Origin of the sequence: Pseudomonas sp. EL_65y_Pfl1_R83 (assembly GCF_963970695.1) — a bacterium.
Lineage (GTDB): Bacteria > Pseudomonadota > Gammaproteobacteria > Pseudomonadales > Pseudomonadaceae > Aquipseudomonas > Aquipseudomonas tritici.
On record NZ_CAXAQI010000006.1, the window covers coordinates 319,250 to 334,566 of the forward strand.

The window sequence follows — 15,317 nt, forward strand, 5'->3', positions numbered from 1 at the left end:
AATGCCCGGCATTCCCAGCCCGAGGCGTTTTTGTTCATGTCTGTCACCGCTCAACCTGCCCGCCCTGCGCCGGACCATCACGCCGAGTTCATCGAACTGCTCAGCGCAAGCCTCGCGCAAAACGCTTTTATCAAGCTGGTGCTGGCCAAATACGTCGGTGAAGAAGCCGAATTGCAACGGCTGATCATCAAGCCGGTAGTGGTCAAGGAGCAGGCATGCCTGTCCTTCGTCTACCGCTACAAGACCCGCGACATCACCAAAAACTTCCCGTTGGCAGAGGCCGTGGCGGCGATTGCCGAGCTGCTGCCGGCGCAGTTCAAAAACGCCCACCTGCTGTCGCTGACCGACGAAGCCCAGTTGGAATACAGCAAGAAGAACAAAAGCTCGCTGTTCAAAAGCAAGCCGCAGCAATTGCGTGAGGCGCCCTCGGCCGAGCATAACCGCGAGAAAAATCGTTTCCTCGACCTGAGCCGGCCGTTTCTCGCCGACCTGGGTGTGACCGACGCCAAGCAGGCGCTGATCCCGTCTATGTCGCGCAAATGGAAGCAGATCAACAAGTTCATCGAAGTGTTCAGCCATGCGCTGACCTCATCCCCCTTGAAACTGGACCAACCCGTACGCGTGGCGGACTTTGGTTCGGGCAAGGGCTACCTGACGTTCGCCATCCACGACTACCTGCGCAACACCCTCAAGGCCGAGGGTGAGGTGACGGGCGTCGAGCTGCGCGCAGACATGGTGACCCTGTGCAACACCGCCGCCGCCCGCCTGGAACACCCCGGGCTGGTGTTCAAATGTGGCGACGTGCGCAGCGTGGCGCCGAGCGAGCTGGACGTGATGATCGCCCTGCATGCCTGCGACATTGCCACTGACTATGCGATCCACACCGGCATCCGCTCCGGCGCGTCGATCATCATGTGCTCGCCGTGCTGCCACAAACAGATCCGCCTGCAGATCCAGAGCCCGGCGCTGCTTAAACCGATGCTGCAATACGGCCTGCACCTGGGCCAGCAGGCGGAAATGGTCACCGACAGTTTGCGCGCGTTGTTCCTGGAGGCCTGTGGTTATGAGACGAAGGTGTTCGAGTTCATCTCGCTGGAACATACGAACAAGAACAAGATGATCCTCGCGGTGAAGCGCGCGGAGCCGATGGACAACGCGCAGTTGCTGGAGAAAATCCAGGAACTGAAGGCGTTCTACCACATCACCGAGCACTGCCTGGAAACCCTGCTGCGCGCGGATGGGTACCTGACCTGAGCACGATGCGAATCAAAATGTGGGCTCCCATATTCAGGCCGCGCTCGGCTTGGGGGCTTGCGCAGGCTGCACCGCCGTCTTGCGCCCCAGCATCACCGTCACAATCACCCCACACGCAAACACCCAGGTAATCGGCTCGATGTGTTCACCAAAGAACAGCGCCGAGAACGCGATGGTGAAGAAGATCTGCAACAGCTGAATTTGACTGACCCGTGCAATCCCGCCCATGGCCAACCCGGCATACCAGGCGAAGAACCCCAAAAACTGCGAGAACAGCGACACATAACCAAACGCCCACCACGTGCGCATGGAAATCGCCCCTTGATGCTGCGCCGCCAAGTACCACACCGGGCCGATCAACACCGGCGTCGACAGTACCAGCGCCCAGCAGATCACCTGCCAGCCACCCATCTCCTTGGCCAGTCGCCCGCCTTCGGCATAACCCAGGCCGCCCACGGCAATCGCGCCAAGCATCAGCAGGTCGCCCGCTTGAATACTGCCGGCTCCGGTGATCAGCGCATAACTCAACACCAGTGCACTGCCCAGCGCCGCGCAGGCCCAGAAGGCTTTTGACGGCCGCTCATGGGACAGCCACGCCGCATACAGCGCTACGCACAACGGTTGCAGGCCATTGACCAGCGCGCCATGGGACGCTGGCAAGGTTTGCATGGCCCAGGCCGACAGCACCGGAAAGCCCAGAATCACGCCCGCGATCACCAGGCACAGCCCGTGCACCTGACGCCAGCTTGGCCAGCGTTCGCGCCGCCACAACAACAGCGCTGCCGCCGGGATCGCCGCGAACAGCGCGCGGCCCAGGCCGTTGAGCAACGGGTGCATTTCCTGCACCACGATGCGGGTGAAGGGCAGGGTCAGGCTGAAGATGATGACGCCCAGCAGGCCGAGGGCCATGCCGGTGTTTTCGCGCGAGCTCATGGGGAAGAACCGAAATCTGGAGGGTTTCAAGGGAAACCCATCTAGCCACAACCCCCGCTGATTGCGGGTCTACAGCTGGGTGAGGATTTATCCGTACAGTTGAGTCCCAGGTGGGGGGGAGTGGGAGCTGGCTTGCCTGCGATAGCATCACTTGGGCCTACCTGATACACACGAGGTGTCTGCATCGCGGGCAAGCCCGGCTTCCACATTTTAGAAGAAGCGCGTGATGCTGATCTTGGCGTTGCGCCCTTCGCTGTAGACGCCCTCGCCGCTGAGGGCCGGCTGGTAGCTGCGGTTGAACAGGTTGTCGACGGTGAAGTTGATCTCGGTGCCTTTGAGGCCGGCTTGCTGCGGTTTCCAATTGGCGAACAGACCCTGGGTGTCGTAGCTGGCGTTCTCGGTTTGGTCGTAGATAAAGTCGCCGATGCTGGAGTTGAAGCCGCCTGGGTAAATGTCGGTGGGCACGCGATCGGTCTTGCGCACGAACTGGCCCTGCCAGCCCACTTGCGCGTCCCAGCTCGGGATTTTGGTACCCAGCACCACGACCCATTTGGCCGGTGGAATATCGCGTGCCCACACATGACGGTCGGTAGCCCAAGGGTTGGTGTAGGGGTTGTCGCGTTTACCTGTAGCCCAGGAGTAAGTCAGAGAGGCGAACACGTATGTCGAGTCGTAGTAGCTTTCGAGCTCGACGCCCTTGATGGTCATGCCGCCGACGTTGCGATAGTTGGTTCTGGACGCCGTGTCGGTGCACACCGAATCGATATTGCCCGGCACGGTCATTTGCCGTTCGCAGCCGATGCCGGTGGCCTTCATGATCTCGTCTTCGATGCGGTTGTGAAACAGCGTGGTGCGCAGTTGCAGGTTGTCATCGCGGGTGAAGATGCGCGAGAAGTTGGTGACGTTGCCCGCGGTAATCGCCGTAATGCGCTCGGGCTTGAGGTTGAGGCTTGTGGCGCTGCGCGTGCTGGCGGCGCCCTGGACTTCATACTGTTCATCGATGACCGGCGCACGCCACGTGCGGTTCCAACTGGCGAAGAAGGCCACATCCGGGGTCACGTTCCAGAACGCGGCCAGGCGCGGTGACCACCCGGTGTAGGTGCGGTCGCTGTAGTCATGGCCGACGCGCGGGTCCGGGTTGCTGTAGTACGGCGCATCGTTGGCTTCGCCGCGGTTGCGCACGTGGTCATAGCGCAGGGACGGGGTGAGGGTCACATCCCCAAGCGTGATCGCGTCCTGCAGGTAGAGCGAATTTGTGTCGACCTTGCCGTGGGGCATGAAATACGGCTGGAAATGCCCATAGTTGTATCTGGCGGTGTTGTAGGTCGCGCCCGGCATCCAGCTTTCGGTTTCGCGGTCGTGCTTGCGGATCTGCACGCCAGTGGTCACTGCGTGTTCCAGCGGGCCGGAGGTCAACAGGCTGATATTGCGCAGCTCAAAAATGCGGTCTGCATAAGACGTTTCCATCTTGCGTCCACCGGTGCTCAGACCCATCACGGCATTTTCGGCGCGTTCGTCAGTCTGGTCGGTCTTGGAGAACGAGTAGCTGAGCTTCAAGTCGATCAATGGGTTGTTCAGCGGCTGGTACTGGTATTTGCCCGACCAGGTGGTGTCCACGGTTTCACGGTCGGCCAGGAAACGTGTCAGAGCGCCTTTGTAGCCATACCGGTCGATCGCCGATTGCATCGGCGGTGACGGGTAGGACTTAGCCGAGAACGGCGCCATGCGCTCGCTTTTGGCACTGGAGTAGGACAGGCCCATGCTGTGTTCGTCGGTAAAGTGGGCATTGACCTTGAACAACTTGCCCTCTACATCCTGTGCACTGTTGGGCAGGCGCTTGGGGTTGATCGGGTATTGATTGCGCGGGTCGGGCGGGGTGCCGGCGAGCTTCAAGTCGTCGCCGTCGCGCTTGGTCAGGTAAATCAGGCCATCCATGCGACCATCGTCGGTGCGGCCATATACCGCGCCGCTGTACACCTGCTCGTGAGTGTTGCTGGAGTAGCCATACTTGGCCATCGCCCCGGCGTTACGCCCGTCCTTGAGCAAGTCTGGCGCATCCTTGGTGGTCATGTTGACCGTGCCGCCGAAGCCGCCGTTACCGGTGAACGGCGAGTAGGGGCCTTTCTCCACCTCAATGCTTTTGATCAACTCGGGCTCGATGAAGACCGTGCCTTGTTGATAGCGCTCGAAGCCACTTTTGGTTGCGCCATCCACGGTCATCGGCACATCTTCTGCATCGCCCATGCCGCGAATGTTCATGGTCTGGCCACCTGGCTTGGGTGAGCCGCCCATGAACACACCGGGCAGAGTCTGCAGCAGTGAAGGGATGTTGTCGGGCTGATAACGGTCAATATCGGCCTGGCTCAAGGTGGAGCGGCCTACGGTGCTGGCGTCGACCTCGGTACCGGTGCCGATCACGCTCAGGGCGTCCAACTGAATCGCACCGCTCTGGGTGGTTTTCGCCTCTTCGGGCCTTACCACATAGGTGTTGCCGACTTTGATCAACGTGAATTCACCATTTTTCAGCAAGGTGCGAAGCGCCACTTCCGCGGTGAAGTCACCGTCGAGTGCCGGCGCCTGCACATTCCTGAACAGCGCTTCATCGAATAACAGCTGGATTTTCGCCTGCTGCGCTACCTGGCTCAGGGATGTCGCCAGCGCCTGGGCGGGCAGCTTGAATGGCTCGGCTTGGGCATTGAGGCTGAATGCCAGGCAGGTGGCGATGAGGGTCGGTCGAAGCAACAGGTGCGAAGCGTGGCAAGGCGCGCGAAACATGAAATCCCCCGGTGTGGCCCAATGGCCGAAAAGGCGTGCGTGTCGAATGCAGACCGGAGGAAGACGGGGCAGATAAAAAAATCCACACCTGCGAATGCAAAATATTCTCAAATAAGAATTTGCGCGGTTATTTGCTCGGTTCGATTTTGATAATGCCGTCCGCCGACGCCACGGTTTTCACCGGTAACAGGGCGGGCAGGGCGTTGAGCAGGGCGTCTGGATCATTCACATCAAGATTGCCCGAGACCTTCAGGTGCGCCACGGCGCTGCTGACCTGCAACGGTGCCTGAGGGCGATACAGGCTCAACTCGTCGATCAGGCTGGCAAGTTCGCGGTTGCGAAACGACAAGTGTCCACTGCGCCAGTCAGCGACCTCCTCGAAGGGAAGTGTTTGCTGCTGCAACGTACCATTGGCATAGCGGTAGATAGCACGTTGCTGGGCGCCAAGCAGCGTGACCGGGCTTTTTGCATCCGGCTCGAAGGCGACCTGGCCATGGGCGACGCTGATCACCAGTTGCTGTTGGCTGCGGCGCACGTCAAAGCCGGTGCCGACCACGCGCACGCTCGCTTCGCCCGCTTGCACGAACAACGGTCGTTCCCTGTCGGCGGCCACTTCGATGTACAGCTGGCCCTTGTCCAGGTGCACGATGCGCTGGTGCGCGGTGAAGTCCACACGCACGCGGGTGTTGGCATTCACATACAAGGTGCTGCCGTCGGGCAGGTTGAGGGTGCGCATGCCTTTGGCGTGCGCCGTTACCTGGGTGTGATACAGCTCGCGGGGCGCGCCGATGTGGGTCGCCAGCACCGCGCACAGCAAGGCGGCGGCCACGGCCAGGGCAGGGCGCCATACCGACGGTTTGCGCTTGGGCAGCGTCGCGGGCTTGTTCAGTTGCTGTAACTGGGCCAGGTCGGCCCACAGTTGCTCGAATTCGGCATAGGCGCGGGCATGGGCGGGCTCGGCCTGCCAGGCGGCAAACGCTTTGCGCTCGGCGCGCCCCATGTCATTGCGGTTGCGGGCAAACCAGCTGGCGGCTTGGGCATCGATGGCGTCGCTGGCTTCGATGTCCAAGAGCTCGGTGTCGCTCAGGCGATTCATTCTGGCTGCTCCGTGCCGGGTTCTTGTTGAAGGCGTCGCTTGCAATGCAGCAGGGCAAAAGCGATGTGCTTTTCCACCATGCTGGTGGAAATGCCCATGCGCTCGGCGATCTGCGCCTGGCTCAAGCCTTCGAAGCGGTGCAGCATAAGGGCTTCTCGCCGGCGGGGCGAGAGTCCGGCGAGGACTTCTTTCAACTGTTCCAGTCGTTGCAAGCGTTGCGCGGCGGCCATGGGGTCGTTTTGCTCGTCGGTGACAGGTTCCGCGTCCATAGCGGCCTGATCAACGTGAACGGAGTGCCGCACCTTCTGTTTGCGCCAGTGATCACGCAGCAGGTTGCGCGCCATCTGGAACAGAAACGCCCGTGGCTGCTCGACCTTGGCCCGGTCGCGGTAGTCCAGCCACTGGGTAAAGACATCCTGCGTCATGTCCGCCGCGTCGCTGGCGTTGTCCGTGCGTCTGCGCAGGAAATACAGGATATTTGTATAAAATCCGCGAAAGGCATCGGCCGACAACGGGTCGGGCTTGGGACGAGACATGGATATCCTTCTTGACGAAGCACGATTTGGAAAGGTCGCGAATGATATCGAGAATTATTGTTATTTGTCTCCCTGTAACAGATGTCCTCAGTCAAAAATCTGGAGACGTTCCCGTGGGAGCATGATCGGCACGCCGATGCTGTCGCCAATCGCTGCATAGTGGGCGAGGATTTCCGCTTCGCTGAGCTTCCAGTAAGACGTCGGCAGCACCATCACTGCATCGGCGCCATTGGCTTCGGCGTAGCGGGCGCGGCGTACGGCCTTCGCGGTGGTCAGGTCGCAGACGCTGACGATGGTCGGTACGCGCGCGGTGATATGCCAGGCCAGGCCGGAGTCGTGGCCGTTTTCGAACAGGATGCGACACGTGAGCGCCAGCTTTTGCCGGTCGGTCCACGTATTATCCGCCAGGGTGTTTTGCATCTGGACCAGTGCCTGCAGGCGCAGTTCTGGTGTTCGTTCACAGCGCCGAAGAGTGACGCGATCCTGATTTGAAATGCAGTCCAATGTGGGAGCGGCGGTGCGACGATTCGACTTGCTCGCACAGTTGATCTTCTTCGTTCAGGGGATCAGCGTTCGACAGGCACTGACAGCGCCGTATTACCCAATGGATGCGTGCGCGCCGCGAAGAACTTCAGTTCAATTCCAGACCCGTCAAACAACGCTGAATACCGCCGTTTCTGCTGGCGTATAAACCCATCGCTGCGCCCCGAAACCGAGATCGCCAAAGTCGTCAGCTTTGCCTGGCGAATCGCATCCACCAGATGCTTATCCTGCGACCCCAAGTCATGGCCAAAGATGCACAGCGCGCCCTCATGCGTCAGCAACTGCTCATAGCAAAACGACAGATAGTCCGAGCTGCGGATGGTCTTGAGCTTCTCCTCAACCTTGCCTTCGCTGACAAACAGCGGCACATCATCGAGGGTCTTGATCGTGTTGTTGATGGCAAAACTGCTGAGCAACGTGCTCTCGGTGGTCGGCAATTTGCGCGCGGTGCCATCAAGGTTGCGCACCAGGTGCAGGCCGCCATGCAGGTAGAGGATGCGCGTGGCGTCGGTGCGGGTGTTGCGCAGGTCGAAGCTGGCGTCGGCGCTGCGAAACAAGTCGTCGATGCCCGGCGTGTGCAGGATCGCCCAATAGTTGAGCAAGTCGTAGTTACTGGTGAACACCGTGGCGTAATTGGCCAGTTCGCTGTTGATCGTCGCCAACGTAGACGGCTGCACCAGTCTCCACGGGATATGCACGGTGTGGATCGTATTGATCAAGGCTTCCTTGATCGCGTAATAGCGATTACGCGGCGCCGCCGAGCTCACCGCCAGGGCCTTGTTGACTCGACTGGTGGTTTTCAACGCACCCAGCGCTTGCTCGAAACTGCGGGTTTGCAGGGCATCGAACACACTGAGCTCGGAGGGACTCAGGGGTTTTTCTTCGATGGTGCGCGCGTTTTCGAACAGCGAATCGTAGGCAAAGTCTTCCCAAATCGCTCGGCTTGCGCCGTTGCCGATCAGAATCCCGCTGAAGTGGGTGCTGCTGCGCAGTGCGCTCCAGTCTTCAAGGTGGGCGTCAATATCCTGGAAATCCTTCATTGCGGCGGGTCTACTCGAAATCGGCTGGACGGTGACTTTATCACGAGCGGGCGTTGATCCTGGTCAAGATGGCGTAGGCAACTGAGGTCGATGCTGTAGGCATAAACGTCATCCGAGGATTCGCCATGAGCAGCACCTTCTTCATTCCCGCCGTCAACATCATGGGCACCGACTGCCTCGACGAAGCCATGATCGCCATTCGCAACTACGGCTTTCACAAGGCACTGATCGTCACCGACGCCGGCCTGGCCAAGGCGGGCGTCGCGAGCATGATCGCCGAGAAACTGGCGATGCAGGACATCGACTCAGTGATCTACGACGGCGCCAAGCCCAACCCCAACGTGGAAAACGTCGAGAAAGGCCTGGCGCTGTTGCAACAGAGCGACTGCGACTTCGTGGTGTCCCTGGGCGGCGGCTCGCCCCATGACTGTGCCAAGGGTATCGCCCTGTGCGCCACCAACGGCGGGCATATCGGCGACTACGAAGGCGTCGATCAGTCGAGCAAACCGCAACTGCCACTGGTGGCCATCAACACCACCGCCGGCACCGCCAGCGAGATGACCCGTTTCTGCATCATCACCGACGAAACCCGCCACGTGAAAATGGCCATCGTCGACCGCAACGTCACACCGCTGCTGTCGGTCAACGACCCGAGCCTGATGGTCGGCATGCCCAAGGGCCTCACCGCTGCCACCGGCATGGACGCGTTGACCCATGCCATCGAAGCCTACGTGTCCACCGCCGCCACACCCATCACCGACGCCTGCGCGATCAAGGCCATCGAACTGATCAGCGCCAACTTGCGCCTGGCCGTACGCGACGGCAGCGACAAGGCTGCACGGGAAAACATGGCCTACGCGCAGTTCCTCGCCGGGATGGCGTTCAACAATGCATCGCTGGGTTTTGTCCACGCCATGGCGCACCAGTTGGGTGGTTTCTACGACCTGCCCCACGGCGTGTGCAACGCGGTGTTGCTGCCCCACGTACAAAGCTTCAACGCCAGCGTCAGCGCCAAACGCCTGAGCGACGTGGGCCGCGCATTGGGCGCCGACATCAAGGGCATCACCGACGAAGAGGGCGCACAAGCCGCCATCGCCGCGATTCGTAGCCTGGCCTCGGACGTTGAAATCCCGGCGGGCCTGCGAGAATTGGGCGCCAAGTTGCAGGACATTCCGCTGCTGGCTACCAATGCGCTCAAGGATGCCTGTGGTTTGACCAACCCACGGCGGGCGGATCAGCGTCAGATTGAGGAGATCTTTCGTAACGCGTTCTGAATGGGGTAGTTATGAGCTGCAAGCGGTAAGCTACAGGCTGAACTGCATTCAACTTGAGCTTGAAGCTTGCGGCTTGCCGCTGAGGTCCCCCTATGAGAGTTCTGCTATTCGGCGCCACCGGCATGGTCGGTCAGGGCGTGTTACGCGAGTGCCTATTGGCCGCCGACGTTCAGGAAGTCATCGCCGTGGGCCGCACGCCCTTGACCCAGGAACACGGCAAGCTGCATCAGGTGTTGCACGGCGACATGCTGGATTTCCAGCCCTTGGAAAACCTGCTGCAAGGTTTTGATGCGTGCTTCTTCTGCCTCGGCGTTTCGTCGGCAGGGATGAATGAAACCAAGTACACCCGCCTCACCTATGACCTCACCCTGGTCGCGGCCAGCACCCTGGCGCGGCTCAATCCGCAGATGACCTTTATCTATGTATCCGGCGCCGGTACCGACAGTTCCGAGGCGGGTAAGTCGATGTGGGCGCGGGTCAAGGGCAAGACCGAGAATGCCCTGCTGCGCCTGCCGTTCAAGGCGGTGTATCTGTTTCGGCCGGGGGTGATCCAGCCCTTGCATGCTGTGCGCTCGAAGACGCCGTTGTACCAGACCTTCTATTCGGTGCTTGGGCCGTTGTTGTCGTTTGTCCGGCGGATAAAACCGGGTTGGGTGATAAGCACCGAGACCGTCGGCCGGGCTATGTTGCAGGTGGCGAGTCATGGTGCGTCGCAGCCAGTGGTGGAGCAGGCCGAGATCAATCGGTTGGCCAGCGAGCGTCGCTGATGATGCACAAAGGCCTGGTGCGTCGGCTGGACCTGATCACGCTGCAATTGTTTGTCGCGGTCTTTGAGGAAGGTACGCTGACCCGTGCCGCCAACCGTGAAGCCATTGCCGTTTCGGCTGCCAGCAAGCGCTTGATGGAACTGGAACAGGTGCTGGGCGTAAGCCTGTTTGTGCGGCGGGCCAAGGGCATGGAGTTGACCGCAGCCGGCGAAACCCTGTTGCACCATGCACGGCAGATGCTGTTCAACGTCGAAAAAATGGGCCTGGAACTGGGCGAACACAGCCACGGCGTGCGCGGCTATGTGCGGATGCTGGCCAATCTGTCGGCGATCATTCAGTTCCTTCCTGAAGATTTGCGGGACTTTTCCGAGCAGCACCCCGAAGTGAAAACCGACTTGGAAGAGCGCCCCAGCAACGGCGTGGTGCAAGGCGTTCTGGATGGCGTGGCGGACCTGGGGATTTGCTCCATTGACACCGACACCAAGGGCCTGCCGAGCGTGACGTATCGGCACGACAAATTGGTCGTGCTGATGCCGGCGGATCATCCGCTGGCAACCCGAGAAACCCTGGCATTTGCCCAAACCCTGGACAGCGATTACGTCGGCCTGCACGCCGCCAGCTCCATCAATATGCGCACCCACGCCGCCGCGCGCGAGGCGGGCAAGATGCTGCGCCTGCGTATTCATGTGCCGGGGTTTGATGCGATGTGCCGGATGGTCCAGGCGAATATGGGGATTGGCATCCTGCCGCAAAAGGCCTATGAACTTTTCGGTCGCGCGTTGGGGTTACATGCCGTGCCGTTGACGGATGACTGGTCGGATCGCAGCCTGATCCTGGTGGTGCGTGATGAGGCACAGCTGTCGCCGGTCAGCCGGCTGTTGTTCGAATATCTGCGCAAGATGCCGGTGTAAGCGAACTACAGTGTTCGCATTTCGCGAACGCGCCTTGCCAACTGACGGTTGGATTTTTTCTGCACCGGCCCTCTAGTCTTGGCGACACATTCCAAGAATAAGAGGTACACCCCATGACGGCTCCCCTGAACGGTATCAAGGTGATCGAGATCGGCACCCTGATTGCCGCGCCGTTCGCCGCCCGGCTGATGGCCGAGTTTGGCGCCGAGGTGATCAAGATCGAAGCCATGGGCCAGGGTGATCCGCTTCGCAAATGGCGAAAGCTGCACGAAGGCACGTCGCTGTGGTGGTACCTGCAATCGCGTAACAAGAAGTCCCTGGCGTTGGATCTCAAGTCGCCAGAAGGGCTGGACTTGATCAAGCAACTGCTCGGCGACGCCGACGTCCTCATCGAAAACCTGCGCCCCGGCGGCCTGGAAAAGCTCGGCCTGGGTTGGGGTGTACTGCACGCCCTCAACCCCAAGCTGACCCTGGTGCGTATTTCTGGCTATGGCCAGACCGGGCCTTATCGCGACCGCCCTGGCTTCGGTGCCATCGGCGAGGCCATGGGCGGCATTCGCTACACCACCGGCAACCCGGATTCGCCGCCCGCGCGGGTCGGTGTGAGCCTCGGTGATTCCCTGGCTTCGTTGCACGGCGTGATCGGCGCGCTGATGTCGTTGTTGCGGGTCAAGACGGGGCAGGGCGATGGGCAGATTGTCGATGTGTCCCTGGCCGAAAGCGTGTTCAACCTGATGGAAAGCCTGGTGCCGGAATACGACATGCTCGGCCATGTGCGTGAACGCAGCGGCGGCGCCTTGCCGGGCATTGCGCCTTCCAATACCTACCTGACGGCCGACGGTGCCTATGTGGTGATTGCCGGCAACAGCGACCCGATCTACAAACGCTTGATGACCACCATCGGCCGCGCCGACCTGGCTGAAGCCCCAGAATTCGCCCACAACGATGGCCGCGCCGCCAAGAGCAGTTTGCTCGACGCCGCGATCACTCACTGGACCAGCAGCCTGCCCATCGACCAAGTGCTCAGCGCCCTGGAGGCCGCCGAAGTGCCGGCCGGGCGTATCTATTCGGTGGCGGACATCGTCAGCGACCCACACTACCAGGCGCGTGACATGTTGCTCACTGCCGAGTTGCCCGGCGGTGTGTCAGTGAAGATGCCCGGCATCGTGCCCAAACTCTCGCAAACCCCGGGCGGCGTGAATTGGCAGGGCCCGACCCTGGGGCAACACACTGACGAAATTCTCGGCAGCCTGGGCCTGGCCGGCGCTGATATCCAACGTCTGAAAAGCACGGGAGTGGTGCAATGATTTCTGATTATTCCGACCCGCTGATTGTGCAGGAAGTGTCCCCGCGCGACGGCCTGCAAATCGAGCCGACCTGGGTCGAGACGGCCGACAAAATCGCCCTGATCGACCAGCTTTCCCTCGCGGGCTTTTCACGGATTGAGGCCGGTTCATTTGTCTCGCCCAAGGCCATCCCGGCATTGCGTGATGGCGAGCAAGTGTTCCAGGGCATCAAGCGCAAGCCAGGTGTCATCTATGTGGCGTTGATCCCGAATCTCAAGGGGGCGCAGCGCGCTATCGCGTCTAGCGCCGATGAACTGAACCTGGTGATGTCCGCCAGCCAGACCCACAACCTGGCCAATATGCGCATGCGCTGCGAGGCGTCGTTGGCGGCGTTTGGCGATATCGTCAGCGTTGCCGCCGACCACCCGGTGAGGCTCAACGCCAGCATCGCCACCACCTTTGGTTGCCCGTTCGAAGGCAAGATCGACGAAGACTGCGTGCTGAAGATTATCGAGGCCTATCAAGCGCTGGGCATCAAGGGCATCAGCCTGGCCGACACCACGGGCATGGCCAACCCGCGTCAGGTGGCGAGCCTGGTCAAGCGTGTGTTGCAGCGCATAGCTGCCAGTGACCTGACCCTGCATTTTCACAACACCCGCGGCCTGGGTTTGTGCAATGTGCTGGCGGCTTACGAGGCTGGTGCCCGTCGTTTTGACGCGGCGCTCGGTGGCTTGGGCGGTTGCCCGTTTGCGCCGGGGGCATCGGGCAATATCTGCACCGAAGATTTGGTCAACCTCTGCGAGGAAGTCGGCATTCACACCGGTATCGACCTGCCGCACCTGCTGCAAATGTCCCGCCGCTTGCCGGCCTTGTTGGGCCACGAACTTCCTGGCCAGGTGGCGAAGGCAGGGCGCAATTGCGACCTGCACGCGCCGCCGACCTACATCGCCACGTTGTAACGCTACACCAGACAACAAAAACAATTGGGCGCCTGTGAGCAGCCCGCTGGAGAGAAACCATGAGCACTAATACGTTGGAGGCCGGCGCGCGCCCGGCTGCTGAAATCGATGCCGAAAAAGCCCTGGTCAGCAAGGTCGCCTGGCGCCTGATGCCGCTGATCATGGTGTGCTACCTGTTCGCGTTTTTTGACCGGATCAACATCAGCTTCGCCAAGTTTCAGTTGCAAGCAGACCTGAGCCTGAGCGACACCGCCTACGGCCTGGGCGCCGGTTTGTTTGTGGTGGGGTATGTGATCTTCGAAGTGCCGAGCAACATGATGCTGTACAAGGTCGGCGCGCGGCGCTGGATTGCGCGGATCATGATGTCGTGGGGCCTGGCGACGGCGGCCATGGTGTTTGTCACCGCCGAATGGCAGTTCTATGGCCTGCGCTTCATCATCGGCGCGATGGAGGCGGGTTTCGCACCTGGCGTGCTGTATTACCTGACCCTGTGGTTCCCGCAGCATTTCCGTGGGCGCATCACCTCGATGCTATTTCTGGCTTCGGCTTTTGCGGGCCTGGTGGGCGCACCGTTTTCCGGCCTGGTACTGGAACACCTCGACGGTGTGTTGCAGATGCGCGGCTGGCACTGGTTGTTCCTGCTTGGCGGCTTGCCGTGCATCGGCCTGGGGTTCCTGGTGCTGACGCTGCTCAAGGACCGTATCGAAGACGCCCATTGGCTGACGCCGGCGGAGAAAGCGTTGCTGTCGAGCCGTATCGCCAAGCATGAGCCGAACCAGCACGGTGGCTCGTTGCTGTCGGCAATCCGTATTCCGGGGTTCCTGATGCTCGGCTTTATCTACTTTTTGATTCAGGTGGCGTCGTACGGCCTCAACTTCTGGGCACCGCAACTGATCCGCAGCGCGGGCACCCAGAGCCCGGTGATGATCGGCCTGCTTACGGCGATTCCTTATGTTTGCGGCGCCATCAGCATGGTGGTGATCGGGCGACTATCGGACGCTACCGGCGAGCGTCGCAAGTTTGTCTGCGGCCTGGTGGTACTCGGTGCGGTGGGCTTTTTCAGCGCCGGGTTTTTCGCCGACCACACCACCTTCCTGATCATTGCCCTGGGCATGTTGGGCGCTGGCATCATCGCGTCGATCCCGACCTTCTGGACCCTGCCACCCAAGTTGCTGGCGGGCGCCGGCGCAGGCGCGGCGGGCGGTATTGCGGTGATCAACACCCTCGGACAGTTTGGTGGGATTGTCAGCCCGGTGATGGTGGGGCGCATCAAGGACCTCACCGGCAGCACCACCCCGGCGCTGTATGTGATCGGCGTGTGCGCGCTGTTGGCGGCGGCGCTCTTGCTGTGGGGCCTGCCGCAAAAATTGCGCACCCTCGATAAGGGTTGATCAACCCGTCGTTGCCAGAGCGGGGGCGGGTGTGGCGCTGAACTGAATCAACGCCACGCCGCCGGTTAACAACAACGCCCCCAGCACGCGGGGCGTTGTCAGTTGGCGCTCAGCCAGGCCGAACAGGGCAAAGTGATCAAGGACCAGCGACGCAAGAATCTGCCCGGCCATGGCCAACGCGATAAACCCCGAGGCGCCGAGCTTAGGCAATAACATCAACGCCAGGGAAATAAAGCACACGCCGAACGCGCCACCCGCCCACATCTACAGTGGCGCCTGGGTGATAAACGTCAGGCTCGGCAGCGGCAGACGCATCGCCATAATCACCGGCAGCAACACGATGATGCTCACCAGCAACGACGCCAGGGTGGCCCACAACGGGTGGCCGAGCCCGCGCCCGAGCGTGGCGTTGATCGCACTCTGAAACGGCACCACGGCCCCGGCAATCAAGGCCAGCGCCAATAAACCTACCCAATGCAACGTTGTCATTTCGACTCTCCCAGAGGTTTTGCTGGACTCTAGGTTATTCGTCACGCAAATTTAAATTCCAAG

12 protein-coding genes and 2 pseudogenes are annotated in these 15,317 nt (G+C 60.9%); 7 read left to right on the plus strand and 7 right to left on the minus strand.

The window, feature by feature from the left end; genetic code table 11:
* The first annotated feature begins 36 nt into the window (after nt 1-36).
* Nucleotides 37-1,254 carry a class I SAM-dependent methyltransferase gene (locus tag AACY08_RS11775; RefSeq protein ID WP_339469559.1) on the plus strand — a complete coding sequence of 406 codons (1,218 nt, stop codon included), beginning with the start codon at nt 37-39 and terminating at the stop codon, nt 1,252-1,254.
* Nucleotides 1,255-1,287: 33 nt separating this feature from the next.
* Here the strand turns inward: AACY08_RS11775 and AACY08_RS11780 are convergent, their stop codons facing one another.
* From AACY08_RS11780 to AACY08_RS11805, 6 genes and pseudogenes are all read right to left on the minus strand, one after another.
* Nucleotides 1,288-2,187 (minus strand): DMT family transporter, encoded by a 900-nt coding sequence (locus AACY08_RS11780; protein ID WP_339469560.1) that lies wholly within the window; start codon nt 2,185-2,187, stop codon nt 1,288-1,290.
* Between the two features lie 210 nt (nt 2,188-2,397).
* The gene (locus AACY08_RS11785; protein ID WP_339469561.1) at nt 2,398-4,962 is read right to left on the minus strand and encodes a TonB-dependent receptor; all 2,565 of its coding nucleotides are present in this window, start codon (nt 4,960-4,962) and stop codon (nt 2,398-2,400) included.
* A 127-nt stretch (nt 4,963-5,089) separates the two neighbouring features.
* A complete protein-coding gene (locus AACY08_RS11790) occupies nt 5,090-6,058 on the minus strand; it encodes a FecR family protein (protein ID WP_339469562.1) in 969 nt (322 codons plus the stop codon).
* The gene (locus AACY08_RS11795; protein ID WP_339469563.1) at nt 6,055-6,594 is read right to left on the minus strand and encodes an RNA polymerase sigma factor; all 540 of its coding nucleotides are present in this window, start codon (nt 6,592-6,594) and stop codon (nt 6,055-6,057) included. The genes AACY08_RS11790 and AACY08_RS11795 overlap by 4 nt, the downstream gene beginning before the upstream one ends.
* 117 nt (nt 6,595-6,711) lie before the next feature.
* A pseudogene (locus AACY08_RS11800) lies at nt 6,712-6,912 on the minus strand (dihydrodipicolinate synthase family protein); the annotation flags it as partial.
* Between the two features lie 248 nt (nt 6,913-7,160).
* Nucleotides 7,161-8,177 carry a DUF4917 family protein gene (locus AACY08_RS11805; protein WP_339469564.1) on the minus strand — a complete coding sequence of 339 codons (1,017 nt, stop codon included), beginning with the start codon at nt 8,175-8,177 and terminating at the stop codon, nt 7,161-7,163.
* A 125-nt stretch (nt 8,178-8,302) separates the two neighbouring features.
* Here AACY08_RS11805 and yiaY point away from each other — a divergent pair, with 125 nt between their 5' ends.
* From yiaY to AACY08_RS11835, 6 genes are all read left to right on the plus strand, one after another.
* Nucleotides 8,303-9,451, plus strand: coding sequence for an L-threonine dehydrogenase (yiaY, locus tag AACY08_RS11810; RefSeq protein ID WP_049709553.1), 1,149 nt, complete (start codon nt 8,303-8,305; stop codon nt 9,449-9,451).
* Between the two features lie 92 nt (nt 9,452-9,543).
* Nucleotides 9,544-10,218, plus strand: coding sequence for an NAD(P)H-binding protein (locus AACY08_RS11815; protein ID WP_339469566.1), 675 nt, complete (start codon nt 9,544-9,546; stop codon nt 10,216-10,218).
* A complete protein-coding gene (locus AACY08_RS11820; RefSeq protein ID WP_339469567.1) occupies nt 10,218-11,129 on the plus strand; it encodes a LysR family transcriptional regulator in 912 nt (303 codons plus the stop codon). The genes AACY08_RS11815 and AACY08_RS11820 overlap by 1 nt, the downstream gene beginning before the upstream one ends.
* Nucleotides 11,130-11,242: 113 nt before the next feature.
* A complete protein-coding gene (locus AACY08_RS11825; protein WP_339469569.1) occupies nt 11,243-12,436 on the plus strand; it encodes a CaiB/BaiF CoA transferase family protein in 1,194 nt (397 codons plus the stop codon).
* Nucleotides 12,433-13,374 carry a hydroxymethylglutaryl-CoA lyase gene (locus AACY08_RS11830; protein WP_339469570.1) on the plus strand — a complete coding sequence of 314 codons (942 nt, stop codon included), beginning with the start codon at nt 12,433-12,435 and terminating at the stop codon, nt 13,372-13,374. The genes AACY08_RS11825 and AACY08_RS11830 overlap by 4 nt, the downstream gene beginning before the upstream one ends.
* Nucleotides 13,375-13,433: 59 nt before the next feature.
* Entirely contained in the window at nt 13,434-14,765 is a 1,332-nt protein-coding gene (locus tag AACY08_RS11835; RefSeq protein WP_339469571.1) for an MFS transporter, read from the plus strand.
* On the opposite strand, the pseudogene AACY08_RS11840 reads toward AACY08_RS11835, so the two are convergent.
* Nucleotides 14,766-15,254 (minus strand): annotated as a pseudogene (locus tag AACY08_RS11840) (DMT family transporter).
* Nucleotides 15,255-15,317: the final 63 nt, after the last annotated feature.

What these genes read in the sequence shown, in the direction of transcription:
- yiaY (WP_049709553.1), top strand. Translation starts at nt 8,303, where the DNA reads ATGAGCAGCACCTTCTTCATTCCCGCCGTCAACATCATGGGCACCGAC.
- AACY08_RS11775 (WP_339469559.1), top strand. Translation starts at nt 37, where the DNA reads ATGTCTGTCACCGCTCAACCTGCCCGCCCTGCGCCGGACCATCACGCC.
- AACY08_RS11805 (WP_339469564.1), bottom strand. Translation starts at nt 8,177, where the DNA reads ATGAAGGATTTCCAGGATATTGACGCCCACCTTGAAGACTGGAGCGCA.
- AACY08_RS11825 (WP_339469569.1), top strand. Translation starts at nt 11,243, where the DNA reads ATGACGGCTCCCCTGAACGGTATCAAGGTGATCGAGATCGGCACCCTG.
- AACY08_RS11780 (WP_339469560.1), bottom strand. Translation starts at nt 2,187, where the DNA reads ATGAGCTCGCGCGAAAACACCGGCATGGCCCTCGGCCTGCTGGGCGTC.
- AACY08_RS11830 (WP_339469570.1), top strand. Translation starts at nt 12,433, where the DNA reads ATGATTTCTGATTATTCCGACCCGCTGATTGTGCAGGAAGTGTCCCCG.
- AACY08_RS11795 (WP_339469563.1), bottom strand. Translation starts at nt 6,594, where the DNA reads ATGTCTCGTCCCAAGCCCGACCCGTTGTCGGCCGATGCCTTTCGCGGA.
- AACY08_RS11785 (WP_339469561.1), bottom strand. Translation starts at nt 4,962, where the DNA reads ATGTTTCGCGCGCCTTGCCACGCTTCGCACCTGTTGCTTCGACCGACC.
- AACY08_RS11815 (WP_339469566.1), top strand. Translation starts at nt 9,544, where the DNA reads ATGAGAGTTCTGCTATTCGGCGCCACCGGCATGGTCGGTCAGGGCGTG.
- AACY08_RS11820 (WP_339469567.1), top strand. Translation starts at nt 10,218, where the DNA reads ATGATGCACAAAGGCCTGGTGCGTCGGCTGGACCTGATCACGCTGCAA.
- AACY08_RS11835 (WP_339469571.1), top strand. Translation starts at nt 13,434, where the DNA reads ATGAGCACTAATACGTTGGAGGCCGGCGCGCGCCCGGCTGCTGAAATC.
- AACY08_RS11790 (WP_339469562.1), bottom strand. Translation starts at nt 6,058, where the DNA reads ATGAATCGCCTGAGCGACACCGAGCTCTTGGACATCGAAGCCAGCGAC.